A 25911-nucleotide genomic window follows, 5' to 3' on the forward strand; every position below is an offset into this window, starting at 1 on the left:
CTGCCTTTATCCTTATTTATATTAGTCTCGTTATTATTCTTCAATAAAGATATTCTTTACTTCGCATACCCATACAATTCTTGGTCCTTTAGATTAGGTGTAGGGCCCAAAATATTTTCTAAAGCTGATTCCATCGGAAGACCTTTCTCTGCTTTGAACACCCAGTCATGATTAGCTAGTGCGGCTTTTCCTAGTGAAATCAAATCCGAACCTGCCTCCAGCGCCCTTTCGGCATCCTCTGGCTGATCCAGTTGCCCATTAGCAATAACAGTCGTATTTCCATATTTTTTTGCTAATTCAGCTAGTGTTGAACCGCTATCCCCGAAGGCCGGTGCATGGGCATTATATTCAACAGTGTGGATATAATCGGGCTTTTCTTCGCCAATGGCTCCGAAAATGATTCGGGCGTCTTCTTCACCGTTCGCCCACTTGTGCGTAAAGTGATTGGATTTAGCCTGCGATATTCGAACGCCGACAACAAAACGTTGACTAACTTTCTCCTTGACGGCTCTAATAACTTCGGTTACAAAACGCACACGGTTCTCAGTTGATCCGCCATATTCATCTTGACGTAGATTTGTGAAATCCGTCAAAAATTCGTCCAATAAATAACCGCTTGCCGCGTGAATCTCTACCCCGTCGAACCCTGCTTGTTCGGCTCTTAAAGCTGCTTCCGCCATACTAGCTATGATAGCTTTGATTTCTTCTAGTGTAAGTTCCTTCGGCGTTGCATACTCGCCTTCAGCTCCAAATGCTGGTGATAGCTCACCTATTGGCTTCACAGCCGAAGGAGCCACTGTCCCTTTTGGATAATGAGAGAGAGCACCAGTATGGGCAATTTGCATTATAATTTTACCACCCTTAGCATGAACAGCTTCAGTTACTTGTTTCCATGCTTCGACATGCCCAACATTTGCGATTCCTGGTTGAAAACTAAATCCTTGACTGTATTCTTCATCTGTGTATGTTCCTTCGGTAATCACGAGACCAAATCCACCCGCAGCATAACTTTCATAATATCGCGCCATTCTATCGGTTGCATTTCCATTCATTTCGGCAGAAATGCGAGTCATCGGGGCAACTACTGCTCGGTTTTTCAAGGTAAGATTTCCTAGATTATATGTGGAAAGAAGTTTTTTAAGTGTTGTCATGATAAGTATCTCCTTTAATGTCAAAAAATTATTTTTCCAAAAAATCACTAAATCTCTAAGGTCTACGGCTCGACAATGTTTTCGATTATGAATAATCTGTTCCTAAGTTCAAGGATTTCTACAAGAATAAATGAATTGACGACCACTACTTTACTATTAAAACTATTCGTATTTGTTAATTTGCTGCCCCATTCACCAACAGGTTCAAGCCAGCAACAATTCTGTCCTCAATTAAACTTGTAAGCTTTTCCTCTTATTCATACGATAAGATTAGGAACACCTCCTTTATTTTTAGAAGCATCTTACTTTTTATTTTCGCTTCTCACAAAACTCATTATGGAGCATAAGTTCCAAATTGAACAGTACTTACTTTGAAGTTATATAGTAACCTAAAAGTTATAATTATGTCTTTCAAGGGGCATAGCTGCTATTCTACATGTAAATCACTTGCAATTATGGTTCGATCCAGAGGAACAAGACCTAGAACCTTCATATCAAACCAACTAGTAATCGGATGGAAACTCAATAATCGCGGCAAAAACAGAAGAAGTTCTTAAATACAATGAAGCAAGAATTACAGTTTGGAAAAAAATGTATCGCAGCTTGCTGATTCCATTTCTTGACGCTATTTTTCCGTTATCTGGTTACCATGTGTCCCTAGCGAATATGTTGTTCTGCACGTGTCATGGATGTTTGTTCCCAATATGTCTGCCCGTTAACGTAACGAGGCTGCCTATTTGCGGCAGCCTCTACTTTTTGTTTATTAAGCTCTCGTTCTTTGTTAGGTGAGCGAAAGACTGCCGATCGTGCTGGCAGCCTCCAAATGCTGTGTTTTAAACAAACGTTTCTCGTTAGCTGAATGATGTGATGCTTTTTTCTCTGCGCGCATCTTTTTACTTTATAGCTTAATAGGCAAATCTGAATTATCTCTCATAAACAGGTGTACATCCAACGGAGCACTAATCTCTTGAATCTATATTTTTACATTGAATAATTACATGGGATATATTCAATTCTTGATTCAGCAATTATCGTTAGCAATCGGTTTTGCTCATTATACTGTACGATTTTGTTCTTAGTGTATAACCAAATTTTTATTGTTTGATCATTAAGTCCCTGAAACAATGATAGATTCAGTTCTCTGTTCCATTTCAAAATCTTTTGGATATCAACTTCTGGTGACAAGTGGATTGCAATCTCCCAATAATCACCATTTGTTGTAACCGTATAAGCCAATTTATCTTTTCCTGTATGTATAAACGTTCCACCAACCATATGCTTCAATACAAGTTCTTCTCGCATACCAATCCCCGCTTTATCTGTTAGAATAGGTCAATTAGCATCAGAACTTTATATTCATCTGCACTAATGCTTAATTCTGACATCACTTCTATTCGCACAGAAAAGAAGATTATCATTCTCTAACTTTCTGGTAGATCGAAAGATATTAAGGAGCTTCCTCAATTTTATCTACACCTTCTAACGTTCAGTATGATATCTTTCATATTTTCGATATCATACCTACAAATTTCATATAAAAACGCATCGTGCTGCAGTGAGAACCTAATCGATATCAAGTCGATATAACGAGGAAATTCTATCAGGATAATCATATTGAATTGGCAATTCCTCTTTGTTAATTAGAATAAATCCATTTTTCTCGTAAAAGCGATGAGATCTTTTTGCAATGAATGGTGTATCAAGTACAATTATTTTAATTTTCTGCTTTTTAGCGTACTCAACAAGTACATTAAACAACCCTTGCCCAATAGAAAACTCTTTACCACGATATTCCTCATATACAAAAAACTTTTTTAAAACTGCAATCTCATCTGATAAATTCATCAATCCAATTGAACCAATGACCTTGCCCTCTTTTTTATCTAAAGCAACCCAAAAGTTTCCCCTATTATGTAGGTAGTACGTTTCAATATCCAGCAAATCGGGTTGTTCCTCGATTTTAATATTTAAATTATTTTCATAATTTTGAACATGTAATACTAAATTGATAATTTCTTCTTTATAACTCCTATCATATAAAGTAATCAATACGATCCCTCCTGCCATAAATCTAATCAAACAGTTAAATGGTTGTTTTCTTCTCGTTGTTAACCTACTATTAGTTTGAATACTTTAAGCTTGCATTATATTATGAATCAAAAGAAACAATATAAAAAGTAGACACTTTTTTGTTACATAGTAACCAAATAGTTACAATTAAACTCGGGAGATGTTAAATCATACATGAAGACATATTATTGCGACTTAGAGATTACCTTGGAGGTAATCGGGGGCAAATGGAAGGGGCTCGTTTTATACCATTTGATAAAAGGTCCCAAGCGAACTAGCGAGTTAAAAAGACTTATTCAAAACATTTCTCAAAAAATGCTCATTCAAACACTTAGAGAATTAGAGATTGACGGACTCATTCGTAGGAACATGTATAAACAAGTACCTCCTAAAGTTGAATATTCAACTACTGAACTTGGTCAATCGCTTGAGCCTATGTTGAGAGCGCTTTGTTCCTGGGGTGGAGAATATGCAGAAAAAGCACTCACTAAAGATGAGTATCAAATTCTAGATATTGAGTAAATGTAAAATCAAAGTTTCAAATATAACCGTTTGAATGTAAATTCCGATTTATTCTATAGTTATTCATAGTAGTTGAATTAACTTTTAACCTATGTCCTCAAAAACCTGGTTTTAAGTTATTAAAGTATGGTTACCACTATTTAATAATAAGATCACTAACCTCAGCCTTAAGCCTCACTCATCCCGAGTGTCCCCTCATCATCCGACATGTCTGGGAAGATAGTAAAGAATGGATGAGGCTAAATCGCCTAAGTATTTGTAATGGCTGCGTCGCCAAACCAAATAGCGAAGTTTCGCGGATGACAAAGAGCTCAAACGTACTTCATTATTGCCGGTTTCGGGGACGCGAAAAAGTCTAAGAACAAGCGTTGATGATGGCGGCCATTGCCAAGAACATAAAAAAAATTGCCAACCACCTGGCCAGAAAGGCCGGATAATAGGCAATCTTTTTTTGTTTCACTTGGAATGGTCATTAATAACCGTATTTAGTAACTAAGATAGGGTTTGTCAACAATCCCGCTTTTTAAAGCGGATTTCTCTTAATTAATGTTCGCTGATAAAAATATTAACCTAACTTAATACCAATAGACGCATTATCTTCAGGCGTTCCAAGCCAATAGCCATATGCTATAGCTACTTCAACAAAATGCTGTAAAGCTTCTGGTGAAGGCGGGCCTGGTGGAACAGTGTCAGCCGGGCGACCAATTTCATTGAAAAATTCTCCCATATTCACTGTCGATACGACTAGTAATGTTACTGTCTCGCTAGAGGAATTTCTCCAAGCGTGCTTTACATGTCCTGGAATATCAACTGTTTCACCAGCCCTAACCGTTTTCCAACTGTCTTCCGTGAACGCTTCAAGTTCCCCTGAGAGAACTACAAACGTCTCACGATCTTCATGACTATGAACAGGCACGATAACACCTGCTGGAACTTCAGCCTTCATAAGGGAATAATCCTTATTTTCCGTTAAATCAGTAACCAGTTGAATACGTGGACCCATCACATCTAATACTTTTGACATCTATTATGCCTCCTAATTTATAATTTTTTTCATTGATTGCTGTAGCAGCGGCTATTGACAAGCTCTTCTTATCTGCTCCCCTAGTATAGAGCTAAACGTTCCTTTTATTCTGTAATCTATCTTACAGGAAACTCGGTTCTGTCTTACTCGAGTCTAGCAAAAAGGTCTACTCGGGTAGATCAAGTAAAGTCTATTGCAGTTAAAATGTAGTCCATTTAATTCAAGTTGTTACGCCATGTTTAAATTATGTAATTTTTAATCGTTCTTCCGCCATCTCCAGCTGAACCATGATTGATTTTCTACCAGTAATAATAACACCTTCATTAGAGAATTCTTGTAAAACAAGCGACACTGATTCTCTAGTAGCACCAATCATGTTTGCCAATTCCTGATGGGTTAGGGGAATTTCTATTCTTTGATACCCGTTTTCTTCTACGCCAAATTTTTTAGATAGTTTAGTTAGAAAAAAAAGAACTTTACCACGAAGATCACTTAACGCCAGACGCTCCAATACTTCGTCCCTGTCACGTAATCGATTACTGAGCTCCTCTAACAGTTTTAAAGCGAGTTCAGGACGCATGCTCAAAAATTGGTCGAATTTATCTTGATTTATGGAGCAAATAATTGTATCCACCATGGCTTCCATATAATTACCGTTTGTTCCAAATGAGTATGATCTGCTTTCTCCATACATACCACCTGTCCCTAGTATACCTACAGTATATTGCTTTCCATCAGAATTTGTTTTAAACAATCGAAGTCTTCCTTCAACAACAATAGACAAACCCTTACTATTAACTTCTGGTGTTTGAATTAGAGTACCTTTAGAAATAGACGAAAAATTTGTTCGGGGTGCCATTTGATCAATTTGCTCTAAATCTTCCTTTGGAAGAGATTCAAATAATTTGAACTCGGATAAACTCCATGGTTTTTTAGTGTCCAGCATTAAGCATCTCCTTATTCTAATCTAAAACATGTTTAATGGAACTATGCACAATGACGTTCAAACGTACAATGCGATTTCATTCATCCCAATGGAGAAGACCACTAAACTAAAGTATCCCCTGTTTTTCATGAAAGCATTAGAACATTTTTGCTAAGTGTGACCTATAATGAAATTCCAATTTACATTCAAACGGTTGATGAAAAAATGATACGGCTATGATCTACACGCTCAATCAACCAGAACTGGAACAAGAAGTCCCAAAAAAGAGGATCCCTTCAGTCATCCTTATGACCTTGGGGCATCCTCTAATTGACGTGTCGTCTCTTTTAGGAGATTGAAGCTTTGTAAATGGACCGAATGGATCGAGTCAACATCTCGTTAAACTGCTCATCCGACTGTTGATCAGATAAACCTTCAGCCAGTGCACGGGAGAAGCTAGCAATCAAGCCGCGACTCCGGGCCAGGCGTTCGTTGGCTTCTTCCCGGTCATATCCACCAGACAGTGCGACGACCCGAGCGACGTGTGGCTCGGCCATCAGATCACGGTAGAAATCGTCCTCGGTTGGGATTGAGAGCTTCAGCATAACAGTCACATCGGGTGCAAGAGCGGACAGCTGTTTGAGGATTTCATCCTTCAACATCCGTTCCGATTCCCCTTTGTCCACGCTGTTAATATCGACTTCTGGCTCGATGATGGGTACAAGTCCTGCGGACCAAATTTGCTTACCAAGCTCGAACTGCTGCTCCACTACCTTGCCAATCCCTTGCGGATTCGCCGCGTGAATGACCGAACGCATCTTAGTTCCGAAAATGTTGCGCTCGACCGCTCGGCGGAGTAATCCGTCCAAATCGGGAATCGGTTTTAGTACTTGTACGCCGTCCTCTGAATCTGCCAGCCCCTTATCGATCTTCAAAAAAGGCACGATGCCTTTCTTCTCCCATAAGTAATCGGCTGTGAACAGCCCATCGATCTTCCGGTCCATAGTGTTCTCGAACAGAATGGCTCCTATGATGAATTCCGCATCAAACGAAGGACTTTGGATAATGCGTGTCCTCATTTCATGCACCAGCGTAAACATCTCCTCTTCGCCAGAATAACGGGTCGCCTCGATGCCATATTGCTGAAGTGCCTTCGGCGTGCTACCTCCACTTTGGTCCAACGCTGCTATGAACCCTTGACCCGTGCGAATTCGTTCCATCTGTTTCCTGTTCATGTACGAAGTTCCTCCCTGAAATGTTGTTTTTTTGTATTGTACCTCATGACAGTCAATATTATAAAAAAAGTGAATTTTTCTAATTCTTAAACATCAACTGAAACAATCTCCCCAGATTGAGCGTTTACAAAAACCACGTAAATATAACTCTTATAGCCGTGAGATAGTCCCGCCTTTACTTTCCGCTTCGCTTCGATGATTTCGTCATCGGAAAGGTTATCCATTTCTGAATCTGAATAGATAATGAATTTTCCTATTAGATTGACTGTAGCACATTACACAAAAAAGAAAAGCCCCAGCTTTCGCCGAGACCTTCCTTTTACACGTCGTATTCTAGCTGCTTTTTCGCTTGTACGATAAACTCCAGTGGATTATTGATTTCAGCCGAATTGAACTCAACTGCACCCATTTTCAAAACAAGTTCCACCTTGTATTTCTCCGCGTATTCGCCGCGATTACGTTCTTCAACACTCTTTCTCAAGCGATCAATGACGATAGACGCCCCTGGCCGATCCGTAATTAGCAGCATGCCCCACATCGGATTTTCTTTATTCAGCAAATAAAGCGAATCGTTCGTGCGAATATTCGTTTGACTCATTCTGGAAAGATCGAGGACCGCTTCCATCAGCTGTTCTTCGCCAATCATCCGTTTAATTTCATCCCAATACTTCACGCTGATCACCATCAAGGTTAAGGGAATATGATACCGGACGGAAAGTGCCATAAATACGGTTGCATCGGATTGAAAAGAAAGCGCATTTTTTAAGCTTGTCTTCAAGTCGACGGTTGCCAAGGATTGATTCACTTTGATTAGCTGTTCGTTCTCCGACTGCAATTGCCGATTCCCGAGCGTCATGAGCCAAGTTGCAAGTGTAAAGATCGGAGTCAAAATGAGCCAAAAATAATTCTGCGTCCCGATTAAGCCGCCAGCTACAATCGTTTGGTACAGGGTGTACGTCCCATAGCCGAAAATGAACAGAATGTTTAGAATCAAGCCTGTCGTAACATTCGTAAAGTACGTAATAACGGCAATGAGAAAAGCCACATTGAGAAAAATAATATTTTGCAGGTACAGATTCGGATTGCCCGCGGTGAAAATGATGCTTACAAAGCACGCTAGCAAAAACAACAGAAAGCCGCCGTCCGAGATCATACTGCTTCGTAATCGATTCATCGCAGACCCCTCCGCTTCTTCTTCGCATATTTACGAATCATTAAAATCAGCGAGAGGATAATAAGCAAGGCGACAAGTCCTGCCGCTGCCATAAAGCCGAGAACATCTTTACGCGCCAGTACTTCATCAAGCGCAGTGGATGGGGCTGAGGCAGCTTCTTTCTTAAAGCGATACGCCTGCACGTTGCCATCTGCATCCGTGATAGCGCCATCCCCAAACACTTGCCATAGCGAGCCTTCCGAGCCGATGAGCTTGGAGGCCAAGTAAGCATATTCCGGACGACTGCCCGTTACTGCCATAAGGCCAAAACCGCTTTGATAGGGAGAATCAATCAATTGTAAAGAACCGATTCGCATACCATAGCCAGATTCAATGCTGAGTTTTTCGTTAGAGACAAAACCTTGTCCCCCAGCTCCATAACGGAAATAAAGCTTATCATTATTCGCCGCAATCACAGCGTTGTCTTCATAGCTGCCTATCGCAATAATTTGACGGCCTTTGAGCTGCTCAGATTGGAGGTTGCCTGCAACAAATTGCACCTTGCCTGTATTCGTCTGCGCATAGCGGCCAAGTAGGTTGAAAACGTTTGTTAACGATTGATACAAGTACACGTCCCTTGTTGTCGGCAATACAACCGTAACTTGGTTATAGCTGCCATCACGTAGAAACGGATACGGATAGTTGTTGAACAACAGCTCCGTTCTGTCTTTTGTATTCAATTGAAGCAGCGAATCCTTCTCGACAAAGGCCCATGGCATCTGATCTTCGTTAGCCAGACAACTATTATTTTTAAGCTCAAGGTCGAATGCTGCTTTTACTGTAAAATTTCCTGAGATATTCAGGGATTTCGGAATCGTAAGCTCCATATGATCGCCGTCGGCGAGCTCTGTGGAAAGTCTTTTACTCCCGATCGGCGTATCGTTCACGAGAATCGTGACCAACGAACGCTCAAAATCAACATTCCGCGCATATCGAAAGTTGAATCGCAGCTTGCTGCCGTCTGCAATGGAACGATTGCCCGGCAGGGAAATAAAATACGCTTTTTCCCGGTGACGGTCACCGACAAGCTTATCTCCGGACTCCGTCAGCGGCAAGGTACGGCTAACATTGACAGCCGGCGTGTCCACTTCCGTGGAAGCCAGTACTTCTTTCTGGGGCGCATTAATTTGCGTAAGCAGCGTTTGGTTCGCTGCCAGCCGACCGGCCTTAATGAGAAGCGTGGCATCGTTCGACGTAATGATCAGCGTTTTGACCCCATTCAGATCTAGAAGCTGAAGAACGGCTTTTTGTGCCACATCTCCCTCTTTGATCACAGCCTTCACTTCCGCAGGCAAATGCTCATAGAGACTGACAAGAATGAGCGCTTGCTTAGTTTTCGTCATATCACTGCTATAAGTCGTAAGCGGAATCGGTTTATCCGTCACTTGATTTACTCTAGCTAAGCCAGATAGCGCATAGGTCGCCGCCTCCAACTCAGGAGACGTGTTTTCCGGTGCTACAGCTATCGCAATTTGACCATTGGTAACCGAATCTTGCCCAATAAAATGCCGTTGAAAATCCTGTATGCTGTCCTGAATCGGGTCACTGGTATAATTCACGGCGATTCTTGAGGATTTTGCGATTTGCAGCCAATTATCGCGATTATCGGTGGGCAGGCAAGCATTCTGCGCGACTGGCGCATTCGTCTCAAGGTGACCCTGCACCATGAGCGTGTTGACGCCTTTGATTATCATTGAAGCCGGCACGGTCAAATTCAGCCGCTGCTGCGCCTTCTCTCCCAGCTGCGGTCGAAAAGAATGAAACGGCGTTCCATTCATATAGAGCGTGACGGAGGAGCGTTCATTTTGTAGGAGCTGTGACAGCTGGTAGTCCAGATGAATGTCAACGCTGGTCACATTCCAATAGTTCTCTACACGAAAAAACTGCTGTGTATATGTAATGCCGCCGGTTAAAGACGTATCGGACAAATGCGTTTGCATTTGCCCGGCGGCAGTTGACAGGTTCTCTGCTTGAACTGTCGGTAGAAATAACCCCAGAAATAGAAAAATACTTAAAGCTACTCTCACAACACTACGATTCCACATCGTCGTCAACTCCGATCCTAGCTGCCCTAGAAGCGTTCGGTTTTATACCATTTTGCTTCTCGCTTAAAAATGACGTCTTTCAGATAGGTATACATGCCGTAAGCCGCCACAACCATCCACATTTGGCAGTAAGACACGTACATCAAAACAATAATCCACACGTTAGAGAGCCGCATTTCTCCTTTTTCCGTGACGAGCGTAACGAAAGTGCCCACGATAAAGAGTGTGATCGCCAGTACCCACAAAAATGAGCTAAAGCTTGCAATGGTCGTGCTAACATAGCCCAATGCGTGTAGAATCAGCAACAAATCCGACATGACAAGCGAGGTCAGCAATAAAAAATAAATGGATAGAAAATAGCAAATATCAAAGCGAATACGGCGCGCATCCGGATGGAACAGCAGCGGGATATTTTTTACTATGACGTAAATGTTCCCTTTCGCCCATCTTGTCCGCTGCTTGAACCATACTTTGACCGTCTGAGGCTCCTGCTCCCAGGTAACGGATTTAGGCTGGAACTTAATTTTGTAACCCATCAAATAAATGCGGAATGAAATTTCCGTGTCCTCCGCAATCGCCTTCACGTCCCAACCGCCGATTCGCTCAACGATTTCGCGGCGCATCAGAAAGTTTGTACCCGGGATCGTACATAACTTAAACAGCTTCCAACGCCCTGCTTGAGCCATCCATTGGAACGAAAGCGTCTCAATATTGATAAAACGCGTCAATAGATTCGCATTTCGATTTCGAGTGCGAAATTTGCCGATTACCGCGCCAAGTCCTGGATCCTGCGTGATTTCGGCGACGAGATAAAGCAGCGCTTTCTTTTCCGGCGTATTATCCGCATCGTAGATGGCGATCAGCTCGCCACGGCTTAGCTTGAATCCCAGATTCAAGGCGTTGGATTTGCCTTTACCTCCCGTGACAGCATCCGTGTTCAACACGATCAATTGACGCTCGGGATACTTCCCTTGAAGCTTAGCAAGCAGTTCTCGGCTATTGTCCGAGGAATTGTCATTAATCACAATTATTTCGTAGCGATCATGCGGATAATCTAAAGCAAGAAGTGATTCAACGGTTTGCGTAATCACTTTGCCTTCATTATGAGCCGGCACCATGATGGAAATGAAAGGAGGTTCCCCTTTAATCGGAGGAACCGGTTGATTCTCAATCTGCATGTAATACAGATAGCCTGCCACAATCAGAATGATATTAATCAGCAGGAGTGACCAGATACATATCACAGCAATCAGCATTAGTATGTCAGCAAGTGTCATCATTGTCTCCACGATTGCATGTATTTTCGTTTGTACATTCGGTGTCCAATGATAAGGAAAAGACCGAATAAGAAAAGCGTTGTTCCGATTAAAACAATTAGTATTTTATTTTGCACGGAGAAAAGTCCGCTTAAACTTTTTTCTTCTTGCTGCACATAGACATGCGCCGCATCAACATCTTGAATCTGATTATTAAGATGAACCTCCTGACCATTCATTAACAAATGCCCGTTCTGTGAGCTAAATTTACTAGCTGACGTTTGAACTGAGTGCCCCCCATTTTTATAATCATCAAATGTTGTCCAGCTAGATGTTAACGTCGTAAGCAGAGTCTCCAGCTTCGAGGCATCGTTAGGAAAACTGTACGCTATGGCCGTATTCATTGGCAGCGGATTCAGGCTATTACCTTCATCCATATAGCGCAAAAGCTCATTGGCATCAATCGTATATGCTGTTGAGTAGAACGCCACGGCGGTATCGGAAGGATCCCGGAATTGAACGGCTTGGTTAGGAAGAATTAGACCTGAATCAAAAAAAGAAAGTCCATCTATCGCATAATGTTTATCATAAGTCCAATACATCTCAGCACTGACGCCAAGCGGTACGATCCCTAATCTTGCTAAATGATCAAGAAAAGAGCCCAATTCGTTCCGAAGCTTATTCACATCCGGAGAATCTGTAGAGTCAACAATCGGCGTTTGAACAATAATGCTGCCATTGCGGGCTTGCAAATGCTTAAGTGTCTCCATATAACGCTGCATCGCCGGGTAGTCCCAATTACTGAATACCGGCTGTATACTGGCTACAAAAGGAATGCCTGCTTCATACAGCCGATCCGCCATCGCATTCACGAGTTCCAGATTTGAAAATGGAAAAATATCGCTAATTAATACATAATGCTGCGGAGCCGTGGAAACTTCCAGCCAATCTTTCAACACATAGGAAGCTGCCAGTTCTGACAGGTTGCCTTTTGACAAGTACGGGATATACCCATAGTTGCCGCTTGTAATACTGTACGGTGCTTCGGCCGGATGCTTGGAGGATTTCACTGTCCCATACGATTTTCCTTCAAACGAGGTCACCCATGCCATGTTGCTAACAGCAATGGAAGTTTGGTTCAGATCACTAATCTTCAAGTTGATCGTATCATCCACCGTATGCTGTTCTTGAAGGTGCAGTGCTTGTTGAATCGTATTTGGAAGGCCGCTTCCAATTTGCATGTACTTACCGGAGTAAGCTTTCAAGTCTTGTAAAAAAGCATCAGGAAGATTCAATTCATCCGATTTATTTCGTACGAGGATCACTTTATTAAAGCTGTGCAGCTTCCCCTCTTTATATTGCTCTAAGCTCAGCATTGTAACTGGTGTAGAGAAGCCCGCTAAAAGGCGCTGCAGAGCTTCAACATTTCCTGCCAGCGGTGTCCTAAGCGCTTTGCTGTCATAGAGAAGCAGTACAGGATCCTTTGCGTTTGTGCTTTCTGCGGCTGAAGTCAGTCTTGGCACGCTTAACGTACATAATAAAACGAGAAGTGTGACGAAGAGGTATACTTTTCGCATGTCGCTCCCTCCTTATGCCTTACATCGCAGCCCCAACTTGTTTACTCTCCGATTCTGTGCTCCATAATTGTTTAGCAATCAAATCCCTTACTGTAAGCAAAGAAACAAGATCAAAGGTTAGTGTAAAAAGAAATTCATGCTTCGCTAAATCCGCATCGCCCGCTCCAATAATGGAAACGAAAATCCCCGATAACCCCATTGAAATCAATAAAATCACAATAGGCAGCTTCGTTGCTTTACGCCACTGTTGCGAGCGAATCGCATGAACAAACGATGGGACATAAAGCCCTATAATGAGTAAAGTCCAAAGTAAAATAAAGCCAAACGTTTTCGGCGCCAGCGCCTGCTTAAGCAAACTATAGCCAGAAAAGAATACCGTGTGCGCACCAAAAGGCTTCCCAACGGACTGTTCATAGTTCCCCATCGCCATGGGGCGGATACTAAAGCCGTCTCTCGCCGCGATATTAAGCATCTGCCCCGCTTGTCCGGGATGTGCGGCATAGTAGCGAAGAATGGAAACAAAGCCGTATTTACTAAAAAACTGTTCTTCAAACTGTGCAGAATCCACATCAAACGATTTATAAGGCTCGTAGTACTCACTGCGGTTCAAAATCGCATATTGCTTATCAATGCCAAAGCTTTCCAACGTTTTTTCCGGATCTGTGGAGCCCATCAATACGCCACGAGTCATCGCATGAAACTTGTTAATATTGACGAATTCTTTTGGGATCAGCACATAGGTGCCCACTCCAACACCAATCAGAGCTGCGAGGAGTCCTGCCGTTATGGCGCGATACGATCGGCTTTTTCGAATATAAATAAAAAATACCCCGAATATGGCTGTTAAAATCCCAACTGGGGCGTTTTGCTGCTTACTTGCCGTTAAAATCATGGTGCTGACCACAAATATGCCAAGCATCACGTAATCGTTATATCTTCTCCGGTATAACAGGAGTCCGCTTGCTACCATGAACATCGTCATAATCAGCATTACACTCTCACCGTATAAGGAATTAAAATAAGCTGTGTAGCCGGTGTCGCCAAACACAAAAACAACGATTCCCGCAATCACATAGCCGCGAAGCTTGGAAAGCTTCCAAGTCAATGCTTCAACGAGCAAATATATCGCAGCCGTATAAAGTCCGAGATACAAAGCCGCTTGATAGCGAATATCAAATGTAGTTGTGCCTGGGTGGAATAACTTATTTAGGCCAATAGCCGCTTTTACAAAAGACGATTGAGTCGAGAAAATAGTTGCCTGATTTTCGTTGAAATATTGAAAAATTCCGTACGTTTTGACGAAAAATCCAAGATATTGACTATCATATGTCGGATCGTTGATGTAAAGCCCATTGCTATACAAAACTCGAAAAAAGTCTCCATTATCCGCAATACCGATATAAGGATAAACAAACAGGGCGAGCACTGTAATGACCAATACGCCGGCCGCCGCGGCAGCAGCTGGTGTCATCACGCGTAGCAGTCCTCTCAAAAAGCGATTCGTCACGACAAGCACTCACTCCTTTATTAATAAACATAAGCAAGCAAAGCCATGGCATTGTCGAACGAATAGGCTTGCTGCGCGAGCTCATCCCCGAAGCCTCCGTTCAGCTGGCTTCCTTGGGTATGATTTTGAAACGCGTTCATTTTCGTAATACTCTCGTTATATAGCTGTTGATCCTTAGTAACGGAACCGATCATGGCCGTGATGGCATAAATCGCCGTCGAATGGACATCGTTTAACGGCTTCCCGTTTCGATCATAAGCGCCCACCAACGTGCCCACGGTAACCTGAGCTTTTATCCATTGTAAACTGGCTGGCTTGGCTTCTCCAATTTCAGCTAGGTTCAGGATCGTCAGTAGCGACTCCACCGAATTAATCTGCTCGGATTGATAGGCTTTCAACTTAAAATCATACCGAGTTTGATAAAAAGGGAACGAATCCGACAAATAGCCCCCATGCATTATCTCAAGCATGTCCGTTTCAAGCGCACGCTTCTTCCGGTCCGAAACAGGAAGCAGCTCCATAGAAGCAACATCTATGTAGCACAACGTAATAAATGAATTCGTCATTGCGTAAGTCTCGTCATAGAAATCATGCAGACGGCTCTGAGAAACGTTATAGGTATATAATTTATCTCCGTAGTACGCCAAGTCCTTCTTATAAGCGTCTGTCTGAAAAGCTTTCCCCGCTTCGTCCAGCGCGCGAAGGATTCGAAAGTCGTCCACTGTAGCGTTATCGGTGAATTTTTTATTCAGCTTAGGGCTGTACCGGTAGCTAAGACCGGTTGGCGCATCAAACGTGCGTTTGGCAAGCTGCCACTGGGCTTCGAACTTATCCTTTTGCCCGGTTAAGGCATAATAACGCATGAGCAGTCCGGCTGACTCGCTAAGTACTTCATGACCGGTTGCGACTTCGCTGTTCTGATCGGTCTCTTGCAAGTTGGTATACGTACCATGAGGTCCGGTTAATGTTTCTGTTATAAAGTGCTGAAGCGCATTACGCTGCTCCGTGACGGGCACAAGCTGGCCATAACCAGAGATGGGCTTGCGGGCAAACTTTTCTTTTCCAAATACAGGCAAAGCTTCACAAGCCGAAAGTGTCATGACGAAGGCGAGGGAAATCAACAAAAGGTTTCGCTTCATGCTCATTAGCTAAAGAACTCCTATCGCAATCTTTTCCTGACTGCATGGCGGGATGGTATAATCGTAGGATACCATAGTTAGCCCTAGTGTAACACACGCTGCATTTCACTCAAAAGGTAATTAAAGGACGGATGGCATGAGATTGGAACAGATGGCTGCCGCACTCGCACCGCTGCATTTAGCAAGCTGCCTCATTGAACAACGAGGTGAACGAATCTTTGAACATTATCGCGACGAACTAAAAGAAACCGAAATAACGCGCATTAATTCTTGCACAAAAAGTGTTCTATCGGCGCTGATCTGTATCGCCATGGATCAAGGGTTGCTGCCCGAGCCCGAAACGCCGGTTTCAGCATTCTTCCCCCAGCTTCTTCAAGACGCTGATCCGCAGAAGCGGGAAATGAAAATCCGACACCTGCTCACGATGTCCTCCGGCATGGACTGGACCGAATTTGGCGGTCAGAATTCTTTCCCACAGATGACCAGAACGTCCAATTGGGTCGACTTCGTCCTGGCACAACCGCTGTCGGAAGCACCTGGCACCCGCATGGAATACAACTCCGGCAATTCCCAGCTGCTTGCTGCGATTTTAGCGCAAGTTACAGGCATGCCCGTTGCCCAGTATGCGGAGCAACAGCTTTTCGGTCCGCTTGGCATCGCGGACTACGCCTGGGAGACCGACCCGCAAGGTATTCATACCGGCGGATTCGGTCTCCAGCTCCGACCGGCCGATATGCTGAAATTCGGCCGTCTCTTCTTGCAGGAGGGCTTGTGGGAGCACAAGCCCCTCATCTCAAAGGCGCTGGTCGCCAGCTCCAGCGCTCCCGCCATCCCGGCTGCACCGGTACCGCCGCGCCGCGGCTTCTACGGCTGGCATTGGTGGGTCGATACGTATGAGGCTGACGCGAACGCAGCCTCTCCCTCTTCGCCACCAATGGACTACTACAACGCCTACGGCTTCGGTGGGCAGGCGATTTACATCATTCCACGACTGGATACCGTCGTCGTGTTAACGCATGATGAGCGGAAGAAGAGCAAGATTCCGCTCCTTGTGTTCCGCAATCATATTGCGCCGATGCTTGCCGCGCAAGCGTGCTTGAAATGAAAAAGCAGTCCACAGCTGATTCCCTCAGCTTGGACTGCTTTTTTGTTTAGCGTTCATATCCTCATAATTCTTGAGGAATGGCACGATTTGCCTTCGAGTTAGCGAAAGCAGCAAACAATCTGTCAGCGCAATTTCACCGTAAGATTTACTGAACTGAACACCTATGCCTGGGTAGAAGGTACGAAGATATTTATTAATTTGTTTAATTGGTGGAACTGGTTCTGTTCCATAAGTACGACTAATATTTCATTACCGGTATCAGCGTAAAAGAATCTTTTACTGCTACCGCTCTCAGCAAGTAATTCAGAAAAGATTATGAAGATTTCGAGGCTCAGCCAATCGTCCTGCACAGAAAGCGAATAACGATAGCTTGTACCATTAGCTTTAAAGGCAATCCACACCTTACCTTCTTGAATATCCACGTAATCCTTGATATCGGTTACGCTCAATTCTGGCTCAAGCATAACCGCAATCCGTTCTAATCTTTGAACATAGTCCCCATGGTCCTCAATGCATTCGCGATCAAAGCACCAAGCGTCGTTAGTTGGATACCCATCACTGATAAACTCTCCGTCGCTGTCTATTTCACTTCCCATTCTCATAAGAAGATGAATGTAAGGGCGTTCCTCATAATACTTTATCTTGAAAGTTAATATATCCCTGATTTCTATATTCCCTTTGAGTGTAATACCTACTCTACCTAAGTTTTCTAGCTGCTCCTCAATCGAAATACTGACATGTGGAGACTTGGATAATTTGAAGTAGCGCTTAAAAAGACTAAACATGTCTATAAATAATTCCTCCTCAGTTCACATCGCTTTTTATTCTCCAAATTATTTCCATTATCCTCCCTTTAACGTAACAAAGCTGCCGAATAAAGCGGCAGCTTTGGGAATGGTGAATTATGTTGAGCTTGGAGGCTATTTTGTCTTTAAACGCGATCATCTAATCATCTATTCCCTGCTCCCGGCTATCTTCAACAATCAATTCAAGAGCATCTAATCGCACTTGCTAGAAAGATATTACTGTACGTATTGCATATATGTGATTACGATTCCAAGATCGGCAAACATATGGCTTATAATCGGAATGAGCACCGATCCCGTACGATGGCGAATCCATCCCCATAGTACACCTGCTGCAAAAATAGGAATCGCAGCAACAACGTTAAGTGGCCAACTGAATACCGGTATTATGACGACCAGATGATAAGAGGTAAACCAAAAAGAAGCAAGAAGCATATTTTCCGCAGAACCAAGCTTTTGTCCGATCCTGTGATATAAGTATCCGCGCCAATAGATTTCTTCTAAAATCGGATTGAGCAGTACCAATATGAGTAGCAATAGAACGGACTGGTCACCTGAGAAATCCCACTTTTTTAACAAACTTCTCAATCGCTCGATATCGAATAACATGTCATGCAAATAATTAGCGCCAATCAGGAGAGTAATTAGTAAAGAGATTCCCAAGCTCAGTCCAACTATCATTTGACGAGCGGATGCAGTAAGTCCCCAATCGCCGATCGTACGGGCCAGACTATTTTTTCGACATACAAGGTAATCCATAGAAGGTATAATTCCTAACCAACTGTAAAAGAGCGCAAACGTAAGTATTACACTATGTCCAACATGAAGTCCAAGTGCCACTAATACAGATGGGGCTAGTCCTAGCACATAGCGGTTCATATTCATCTCCCTATCCGAGAATTTTGCCAAGAATCAGATAGTGATATCATAACGGGAAGAGTTTCCTAAATATAGTACTAACATAATATAGTACCTGTCCGAAGAAAATAAAGTTATAGACTGGATTTGTTGATCCTATGCAGATTTCTGATTACTACACCATTAGCTTACTCTTTTTGCTAACGACGATGTTTAAATGTCGCTCGATATTTTTTAAGAAGGAAAGCCATTTTTTAAATTAAATAACTTTCTCCTTAGTTGTGATATTGTTCTATTTAGCCGTGTAGGCAACTTAGGATTTCTTGTTCATTTTATGTGAAGACAGGATTAGAGGAATTGTTTACGAAAGACAGACCTAGTTATAACTTATTACGAACCTAATGGGAAATAATATTAAATAAAAGAGAAGTTAAATTGAAGAAACCACTCCATTGTTAGGAGTGGTTTTGTCCTTTATACACAGATGTATACCTTGTGGTGCAACTTTACTTTGTGCTTAGATACATTGCGGTGAACCGCATCTTATTTTCAAATATTTTGGCTGCGCTGCCCGTTACTTTAATGGAAGCATCCCAACGACTAATCGAATAATTTTCTTGATATTGGAAAATCTAATTTCGATGAAAGGAGGTACATGGATGGTTGAGTACACTAATATTCAAGACAACTCCGAAGAAATAATGAAGTGTATTGTTAACTGCGATACCGAGCAAAATGAGAAACAAGATAATAACCTTTTGAACAGTATTCCGAGCGAAGAAGAATATATTGATGAACCGTAACTAGCTAAGCTTTAATGACGGACTTTTCACCTACAATTAGAAATCAACTAGAAGCACTGGACAATTACCTAATTAATTAGCAAAGGATTGATATTCCCATGGATATAAAGAAAAACGATTCTGATTACAAACCTGATATAACTAATTACGATTATGTTTGGGGTAGCGATCAGGATGAGTATACTAAAGATGCTGCCAAATCAGAGTCAAATGAAGAAGAGGACAAGTAAATCCCTCTGGAATTGAAAAAAAGCCCGAGAGTCAATCTCACAGGCCTTAAATGAAACAAGGGACAGTTGCCGGCCGCGGTAATCTGTCCTTTGTTTTGCACTCTCGTTCACCGTTAGCACAATGGACCCGTGCCGATCTAATAACAGTAAATGTATTATGAGACGTACCTACTTACGTCTCATTTTCAATGCTATCTTCAATTACAATTTCTTTAATGATAGCTTCTATAGTATCCAGTTTAGTAATAAATTCATTCTGAATCCAATTTTCACCTTGTTTTGATGTGAAAAAGTTGTTGGAACTGGATGCGAAAGCTATTCAGTTTCGCCCCTACTAGTTCAACCAGGGTTAGGCTGATTGCGACATTGATTCCATAACACATGCGATAGTGTGGAAGACAAGAGGCTTAGGGGTTACCGTTTGAAATGTAATAGGAGTGATCAAATGAATCCATTAATTGGTTTGATCTTGTGGAAGGAATTTTTTTGGAAATTATATGTAATGAAAGAAACTAATTGGAAATAATTACGTCTAACATTTATGATATAAAAATCCCAAAAAGTGGAGGTTTTATGAAAAAGAGACGAAACACTTGCTTTGTATTGGCCAGCCTATTTACATTACTTCTGGCAAGCAATGTAGTATTGGCGGCGAATGCCGAAACATCTGAAGTCAGGCTCGATCAGGTTCAGATTCAGGTTCAAGAGTATGCGACGCAATATATCGAAAAGGAGTACCCTTTTGCGAAAGATCAACTCATGTTTGTTGACTATCAAGAGAATACGTTTGTAAAACCGAATTTTTACAATATTCGTTATATCCGAGCCATTGATGGTATTCGGTATCCAGGTAACTATATCAATCTTGATATCGATAAAACTGGGAAGGTTGTAGACAAACAAATTTTGTGGGACAAAAACGTTCAACTTCCAGAAAGCGAGCCTGTAATTTCAGTAGAAGAGGCACGCGCGAAGTTCACCGAGCAGTTGGTTCCGACGTTCTCCCAAGTATTCCCCGAACAATTAAACAAAGGCGAAAAGAAAATAGGCATTTATGAAACTGTATTATCGGATAATTGGCAAGTCGATGCAGTTACCGGAAAAGTCCACGGCGGCATGAATCAACCGGCTTTAGAACAAAATACGAAGATGTCATCAACCAACAAAGAGATCGTACAACCAGTCGACAGCGCAGAGAAAGCATTGAAGAGAGCGAGCGAGCTAGCTGTGATTCCAACAAATGCACTAAATCCACTTATTTATCAGGTAGTCGAAGGACTCAATAGCAATTTAAGCGGACCCTTTTGGAAAGTAATCTGGAGAAAACCAATAGGAACGGAATACTGCTCGTCTTCTGTGGAAATACAACTGAGCACCGGCGAGTTAACTTCTTTTTCTAATAGTTGTCCACTAGAGGGCAAACACCTTATCGTCGAGGATGAGGCTAAGCAAATATCAGGTGATTATCTTAAAAAAGTGCTACCGCAAGTGGCTTCAGCACTCACGCTGTATTCAATCAAAGAATCTTCTTTAACGCTGCCGACACGAATGGGTGATAAAGCTTACTTGTTGATTTATACTGCAAATTTATCTGGGATTTATTACGGACACGTCTCCATTATGATCGACATTCAATCCGGCGAAGTTATCTCAGTTAACAACTCCTTGAAAGGCACATTACCTGCAGACATCCCACAGTTCGATGAACCAAAACTAAAATCAATGCTTCTGAAAGCGTACGATGTAATCCCAACCTACTATACACCTCCGTTGAACCTGATTAACAAAAAGGAGGATGAGATCATTCAGACTAATCTAGTTACGATTACGGAAGATCCGGTAAAGCCTGTTCTGGTTTATTCCCTTGTACGTAAAGCCAGCTACAATAATTATTTTTTGGATGCAAAAGATGCTGTATGGAGGGACTTTTCAACGGGAAAATTATTTACTGTAAATCAAATCGAATCGAGGAAATAATTGTGTAGAGGCTATCCCATTTGCTTGCTCACAAAAGCGCGGCTTCTTAAGCCGCGTCTTTTGCATTTATTCATTTCATACCGAACAATAAAACAATTTTTACCCAGAGATAATTAGCGAGGTAATCGGTACTACGAAAATACTATATATTTTTATATTCAGATTAATGTCCAATTGAAGAATTTAATGAAAATAAACTAAAAATCACCATAAGTTAGTGGAAAACCTATATTCAAGAGGGATTACTCCCTTTTTTAAAGAATGAGTCTGTCATTAAACCACTTTTTCTTCAGAGGATTTGACTCTATTTGTGATCTGAGGAATCCGGTACGTCCGGACCATCAACGATATCCCCCGAAGAAAAAGAAGTCGGGCTGCTAAGTCATCTTTTATTCGGGTCTAATTTAATTGTGATCTGAATAAAACAATGGAACTTTACAAAACCTTTATTTGATAACCTTACACTTTGACGGTTTAGGAGGGATTGTTATTAAACCATTGGTCATAATAGCAGCATTACTACTAGTTTCAGGTTGTTCGAGTCATAATTCGACAAACAATCAAATGAATGCTAAACAAACGAAGCTTGAAACTCATGCTCCTAATGCTGCTTCATCGTCAACCTTAACTCAAGCCTCATCCATTTCTACTGCGGGTGCAGGGAACTCACCGATTACGATTAAACAAGCACCCAATGAAGCTTCGAATTGGCTGGATTGGTTCCAAAGCAATTATTCACCGGTAGAAAGCCCAGCGAATCAAGCCGTAAATCCACAACAGTCCGCCAATCCGCAAGAGTCCGTAAATCCTTCCCAATCTGCGCAGCAAGTCTTGGATCTTGTGAATCAAGAAAGAACGAAAGCAGGCTTGAATTCCCTTAGTTTGAACAGTAGTCTATCGAAAGTAGCAATGGCTAAGGCTCAGGATATGTACAACAATAATTATTTTGATCATCAGTCTCCGACTTATGGATCCCCGTTTGATATGATGACTGCATTCGGGGTCACATATAACTCTGCAGGGGAAAACATCGCCAAAGGCCAGACAAGCCCGACGGAAGTGATGAACCAATGGATGAACAGTCCTGGTCATCGTGCCAACATCCTAAATAGCAGCTACACCCAAATCGGAATAGCTTACTATAACGGCGAGTGGGTACAGGAATTTACTGGCTAGTAGATCAAGGACTTCAAAAAAGAGTGCAGAACGCGCCGCGGATTGTTATCATGTTCTTGTCATCCGACACAGTTATGAAATTACATGAAGTGCCTCATTATATTGGTTAGCTATTCCCTTATTTCTTACTCGAAAGGAAAAAGGAAACAGCTAACCATCCGATCTTATAACTTCGCGCACTTACTGCAGGAAATAAAATTCCACCGAGTAAACACGTTCAAATAGTTCCATACGTCATCGAGCGGAATATCAGGACCGCCTGGCGATCTACTTTGTATTTTAATTCAGCGAAGTAATCGAATCGACTTCGAGCTTAACGGTTGCGTAGTACTTCAAATTGCCGGAGAAGACACATTCGAATGAAAAAGGTATCCCTTTACTAGGATTATCAGCATCGGTAATCAATTCAAGCGGTACCGTTCCCATCACTTGACTCTTTTGATCCGTGAAAGTGATTCGTCCTTTCACTTGATGCGACCCCTTCGTATCAAGCTCAAACTGCCCATTGATAATACTAAATTCTCCGTCTTGTCTCACACTTACATTTCCAAGCCGAAATTTGGGATGCTCAGGATCGACGATGTCCATTGCTGCAGAAGCATCAAGTTCAGGGGCTTTTTTATCGTTTATCCTAACGATCTGTACCGTTGCGTAAGCATACCACTGATCCAAGCTGCCATCCACCAATAAATCAACAGAGTGCTTCTCAGCACCGTTTAGCTCAACGCGACCTGTTCTAGAGGCCGCGACTCGCTCTCCATTTTTATTATACCAATTGAACTTAAAATCGATAGTCATAGCTTCATTGACTTCACGCCACTTCGGGCCAAGATTTACGTTTACAGTCATATGTGTCAGCTTAGGATCTTTTTCATCTATGTGCTGATAACCAAAGTTGACATCCAAAATGTGGCGCGCATCTACCGCATCCGCCTCGTACAATTTAAACCAGACAGGCCCTAGCCAGGAATCGATTTGATGCCAATTGTTCCATACTTCTTTAACTTTTACAGTTTGTGGTGATAGACTGGAGCCTGTTTCCAAACCATATGGATGTCGCATCAGTGGTGTGAGATTTAACAATTCCACGTCCTCCTGAACTTCTCTTATCCCTTCTAAAAAAGGATTTATAGGACGAATCCATTTGTCCCCAGATCTCGTTTCTATTAAATAAAGATTATCCCATTTCGCTTTCGTGGTCACAATTTGAGGCGCCAATTGCCCGCCACTTGGCTCTGTCAGCAGAGGATCATTATAGAGCGATTCGATCCCACTGAGATCGAGTTTCTTCACGAACGGCTGCGGGTTTCCCAGTAGAGCACGATTAGGAGCAATCCATCGATCACCAAGCCATGTGGAGACTAAATAAATTGGTCTTTTGTAGCCCTCGCCATGTCCCCATCGAACCTCCCTTGTTTTTAAAATTTTCAACGTCTGTGGCCCCAGCAACCCTACCTCTTTCAGCTGATCACCGTAAACAGAAGTATTCTCCAGTAAAGTAATCGTATCCTCACCTGGATGAGGAAGCTCTAAACTAGCCTCCGCTCGACACCGGTCGTCCAACATAACGAAGCCGCAAACTAATAGCATCACAGCAATCCATCGATTTCTCATGATCTTTGCCTCCATCTCGACATTCATTCTAAGTCGTTAGACTATGAAAATCGAAAAAAGTTGTCATTCTTTCCCAATAAACAGAAAAAACCATGTTCAATGCCGGCAGCCTTCTCATACTCTTACGAATTAATGCAGTTGTTTTACGTTTTGTTCAGATAAAATAAAAAACCGCAGTTTCTGCGGATGTTTATCGGTCTATATTCTTGACAATCGATATTGAGATAGTTTTTGATTCAGCGAGATATTCTTCTGAGAGTAGCTTTTATCAAATGAAAAAACATCTCTTGATCTCGTACAATTGTTTACAGTCGTATTATTCAATTTTATCTTATATCTATTTTAGAAGTTAATCGCAAATAAGCGGACTTTTTCATCTGTACCCTCATATCGAATCATGCTTTCAAAATGCAAACCTAGTTTTTCTAGTAGTTTGGCCGACGTATGATTATCTTCAGAGGTAATAGCCACAATGCGTTTTAACTCTAAAACGGACTGCGCATAACTCATCACTGCGGAAGCAGCCTCATAGGCGTATCCCTTCCCCCAAAATTTAGGAAGAAAAGCAAATCCAACATCTACATCTTCTAAAAAATCTCTTTTTACTAAACCACAGATGCCGATCGGAATACCTTCATCTTTCAACTCTGTCAAATAAAACCCGAAACCCAAACGGGCATACATATTTAGAGCACCGTTTAAAATATACTCACGCGCTTCATCGATGGTTCTCACGCCTCTATCGCCTATTGTACTGGATCCAAGAAGGATCGTTTAATAGCTCAAGGATAAAAACCGCATCTTCAATTGATTGTTGCCGAAGAATCAGCCGTTCTGTTTCTAGTACTTTCAAGGTAGCTTCCCCCAGACGATTAGATAGGATATGTATAATTATAACAAAAAAAGATCGACCTCGTACCCCAAGAAATTTTTCTCAATAGAGTGATTGCCCAACCCTTCTGCCTTTTACTGTTCAGAACAAGAAACCCTCAACCACAAGGGTTAAGGGCCTTAGCTACATAAAAGGTTGCGTTTACGCGGCAAGAAATGGGACTATATTCTTGTCAGCCGACAAGTTGACTGATGACAAGAACTTGCATCGCGTCGCCCAATTCTTCCATAGTTACTTATACGTTATTTCCCAAAAGTTCTTCAAACGCTCCAACTGCGATAAATGATGCCTGTAATGCATCTCTATAAGCAAAAACCACTCATTGGCGTTTAGTGCGCCGAATCCAGGATGAAGAATTTTTCTGCTCTCGGGTACTTTACTCAAAGTGGGTTCAGTATTTTTCATCCGCTCTACGATACTGAGAAATCCTTCCTTCAGCTGCTCCTTACTCTCCGGCTGTTTCGGGGTATATTGCGGTGAAGCAGGTACCTGAATCCGCACAGGAGGAAAACTTCCCAGTTCAAAGGCTCCCTTGCCCCTTTCCGTTTTTTCCTCCATAGTGCCTACTGTTGCTTCGCTTCCAGCCAAACATTGATCAACATTGTGCAAATGCATGAATTGTGCCGATTGAATTAGATGCATATACATTTGACCAATCGACCATTCCTCTTCGTTCGGCTTTTTTATCAGCTGCTCCATATCGAGGCTTTCCAGTTCCATTAAATAACGTCCTATTATTGTCTCAAATGCCTGTAATGCTTCCGCTGTACTTCTCATGAATCAAAC

Annotated in this window: 23 protein-coding genes and 1 pseudogene; 7 read left to right on the forward strand and 17 right to left on the reverse strand. The window is 42.2% G+C overall.

Translation table 11 applies throughout. From position 1 onward, the window contains the following. Nucleotides 1–56: 56 nt before the first annotated feature. The 3 genes from RQP52_RS07070 to RQP52_RS07080 form a co-directional block, all read right to left on the reverse strand. Nucleotides 57–1151: an NADH:flavin oxidoreductase gene (locus RQP52_RS07070; RefSeq protein WP_315950451.1), complete on the reverse strand. Its 1095-nt coding sequence runs from the start codon at nucleotides 1149–1151 to the stop codon at nucleotides 57–59. 981 nt (nucleotides 1152–2132) lie between these two features. Beyond that, on the reverse strand, nucleotides 2133–2453 hold the full coding sequence (locus RQP52_RS07075) for a hypothetical protein (protein WP_315950453.1): 321 nt from the start codon (nucleotides 2451–2453) through the stop codon (nucleotides 2133–2135). 261 nt (nucleotides 2454–2714) lie between these two features. Beyond that, nucleotides 2715–3200, reverse strand: a complete 486-nt coding sequence (locus RQP52_RS07080) for a GNAT family N-acetyltransferase (protein WP_315950455.1) — start codon at nucleotides 3198–3200, stop codon at nucleotides 2715–2717. Between the two features lie 195 nt (nucleotides 3201–3395). On the opposite strand from RQP52_RS07080, the gene RQP52_RS07085 reads away from it, so the two are divergent. Beyond that, nucleotides 3396–3743, forward strand: coding sequence for a winged helix-turn-helix transcriptional regulator (locus RQP52_RS07085; protein ID WP_315950457.1), 348 nt, complete (start codon nucleotides 3396–3398; stop codon nucleotides 3741–3743). A gap of 565 nt (nucleotides 3744–4308) precedes the next feature. Here the strand turns inward: RQP52_RS07085 and RQP52_RS07095 are convergent. From RQP52_RS07095 to RQP52_RS07135, 9 genes are all read right to left on the reverse strand, one after another. Further along, nucleotides 4309–4767 (reverse strand): cupin domain-containing protein, encoded by a 459-nt coding sequence (locus tag RQP52_RS07095; RefSeq protein ID WP_315950459.1) that lies wholly within the window; start codon nucleotides 4765–4767, stop codon nucleotides 4309–4311. 244 nt (nucleotides 4768–5011) lie between these two features. Then, nucleotides 5012–5713: a Crp/Fnr family transcriptional regulator gene (locus RQP52_RS07100; RefSeq protein ID WP_315950461.1), complete on the reverse strand. Its 702-nt coding sequence runs from the start codon at nucleotides 5711–5713 to the stop codon at nucleotides 5012–5014. 326 nt (nucleotides 5714–6039) lie between these two features. Then, nucleotides 6040–6927 (reverse strand): fructose bisphosphate aldolase, encoded by an 888-nt coding sequence (locus tag RQP52_RS07105; RefSeq protein ID WP_315950463.1) that lies wholly within the window; start codon nucleotides 6925–6927, stop codon nucleotides 6040–6042. 319 nt (nucleotides 6928–7246) lie between these two features. Continuing rightward, nucleotides 7247–8101 carry a GGDEF domain-containing protein gene (locus RQP52_RS07110; RefSeq protein WP_315950464.1) on the reverse strand — a complete coding sequence of 285 codons (855 nt, stop codon included), beginning with the start codon at nucleotides 8099–8101 and terminating at the stop codon, nucleotides 7247–7249. Further along, nucleotides 8098–10185, reverse strand: a complete 2088-nt coding sequence (locus RQP52_RS07115; RefSeq protein ID WP_315950465.1) for a cellulose biosynthesis cyclic di-GMP-binding regulatory protein BcsB — start codon at nucleotides 10183–10185, stop codon at nucleotides 8098–8100. The genes RQP52_RS07110 and RQP52_RS07115 overlap by 4 nt, the downstream gene beginning before the upstream one ends. A 26-nt stretch (nucleotides 10186–10211) precedes the next feature. Further along, on the reverse strand, nucleotides 10212–11462 hold the full coding sequence (locus RQP52_RS07120) for a glycosyltransferase family 2 protein (RefSeq protein ID WP_315950467.1): 1251 nt from the start codon (nucleotides 11460–11462) through the stop codon (nucleotides 10212–10214). Further along, nucleotides 11462–13018, reverse strand: coding sequence for a hypothetical protein (locus tag RQP52_RS07125; protein ID WP_315950468.1), 1557 nt, complete (start codon nucleotides 13016–13018; stop codon nucleotides 11462–11464). The genes RQP52_RS07120 and RQP52_RS07125 overlap by 1 nt, the downstream gene beginning before the upstream one ends. A gap of 19 nt (nucleotides 13019–13037) precedes the next feature. Next, nucleotides 13038–14525, reverse strand: coding sequence for a glycan biosynthesis hexose transferase WsfD (gene wsfD / locus RQP52_RS07130; RefSeq protein WP_315950469.1), 1488 nt, complete (start codon nucleotides 14523–14525; stop codon nucleotides 13038–13040). A gap of 20 nt (nucleotides 14526–14545) precedes the next feature. Continuing rightward, complete coding sequence (locus RQP52_RS07135) at nucleotides 14546–15670, reverse strand: hypothetical protein (protein WP_315950471.1); 1125 nt, start codon at nucleotides 15668–15670, stop codon at nucleotides 14546–14548. A 130-nt stretch (nucleotides 15671–15800) separates the two neighbouring features. Here RQP52_RS07135 and RQP52_RS07140 point away from each other — a divergent pair, with 130 nt between their 5' ends. Then, nucleotides 15801–16769, forward strand: coding sequence for a serine hydrolase domain-containing protein (locus RQP52_RS07140; protein WP_315950473.1), 969 nt, complete (start codon nucleotides 15801–15803; stop codon nucleotides 16767–16769). A 161-nt stretch (nucleotides 16770–16930) separates the two neighbouring features. Here RQP52_RS07140 and RQP52_RS07145 read toward each other — a convergent pair whose 3' ends face one another. Continuing rightward, the gene (locus tag RQP52_RS07145) at nucleotides 16931–17554 is read right to left on the reverse strand and encodes a hypothetical protein (protein WP_315950475.1); all 624 of its coding nucleotides are present in this window, start codon (nucleotides 17552–17554) and stop codon (nucleotides 16931–16933) included. On the opposite strand from RQP52_RS07145, the gene RQP52_RS07150 reads away from it, so the two are divergent. Continuing rightward, the gene (locus RQP52_RS07150; protein WP_315950477.1) at nucleotides 17553–17771 is read left to right on the forward strand and encodes a hypothetical protein; all 219 of its coding nucleotides are present in this window, start codon (nucleotides 17553–17555) and stop codon (nucleotides 17769–17771) included. The two genes, RQP52_RS07145 and RQP52_RS07150, sit on opposite strands and share 2 nt — an antisense overlap. Nucleotides 17772–17791: 20 nt before the next feature. On the opposite strand, the gene RQP52_RS07155 is transcribed toward RQP52_RS07150, so the two are convergent. Further along, nucleotides 17792–18454 carry a CPBP family intramembrane glutamic endopeptidase gene (locus tag RQP52_RS07155; RefSeq protein WP_315950478.1) on the reverse strand — a complete coding sequence of 221 codons (663 nt, stop codon included), beginning with the start codon at nucleotides 18452–18454 and terminating at the stop codon, nucleotides 17792–17794. A gap of 638 nt (nucleotides 18455–19092) precedes the next feature. Here RQP52_RS07155 and RQP52_RS07160 point away from each other — a divergent pair. From RQP52_RS07160 to RQP52_RS07175, 4 genes are all read left to right on the forward strand, one after another. Next, nucleotides 19093–19236 (forward strand): hypothetical protein, encoded by a 144-nt coding sequence (locus tag RQP52_RS07160; RefSeq protein ID WP_315950480.1) that lies wholly within the window; start codon nucleotides 19093–19095, stop codon nucleotides 19234–19236. A gap of 98 nt (nucleotides 19237–19334) precedes the next feature. Next, nucleotides 19335–19466: a hypothetical protein gene (locus RQP52_RS07165; RefSeq protein WP_279615879.1), complete on the forward strand. Its 132-nt coding sequence runs from the start codon at nucleotides 19335–19337 to the stop codon at nucleotides 19464–19466. Between the two features lie 573 nt (nucleotides 19467–20039). After that, nucleotides 20040–21443 carry a YcdB/YcdC domain-containing protein gene (locus RQP52_RS07170; RefSeq protein ID WP_315950483.1) on the forward strand — a complete coding sequence of 468 codons (1404 nt, stop codon included), beginning with the start codon at nucleotides 20040–20042 and terminating at the stop codon, nucleotides 21441–21443. Nucleotides 21444–22007: 564 nt separating this feature from the next. Continuing rightward, nucleotides 22008–22619, forward strand: coding sequence for a CAP domain-containing protein (locus tag RQP52_RS07175; RefSeq protein ID WP_315950484.1), 612 nt, complete (start codon nucleotides 22008–22010; stop codon nucleotides 22617–22619). 279 nt (nucleotides 22620–22898) lie between these two features. On the opposite strand, the gene RQP52_RS07180 is transcribed toward RQP52_RS07175, so the two are convergent. From RQP52_RS07180 to RQP52_RS07190, 3 genes and pseudogenes are all read right to left on the reverse strand, one after another. Next, nucleotides 22899–24233: a hypothetical protein gene (locus RQP52_RS07180; RefSeq protein WP_315950485.1), complete on the reverse strand. Its 1335-nt coding sequence runs from the start codon at nucleotides 24231–24233 to the stop codon at nucleotides 22899–22901. Nucleotides 24234–24575: 342 nt separating this feature from the next. Next, nucleotides 24576–25086, reverse strand: a pseudogene (locus RQP52_RS07185) (GNAT family N-acetyltransferase). A gap of 270 nt (nucleotides 25087–25356) precedes the next feature. Further along, nucleotides 25357–25902: a DinB family protein gene (locus tag RQP52_RS07190; RefSeq protein ID WP_315950487.1), complete on the reverse strand. Its 546-nt coding sequence runs from the start codon at nucleotides 25900–25902 to the stop codon at nucleotides 25357–25359. Between the last annotated feature and the right edge of the window lie 9 nt (nucleotides 25903–25911).

The organism is Paenibacillus violae, from assembly GCF_032461945.1.
In the GTDB taxonomy this organism is placed as follows: domain Bacteria; phylum Bacillota; class Bacilli; order Paenibacillales; family NBRC-103111; genus Paenibacillus_E; species Paenibacillus_E violae.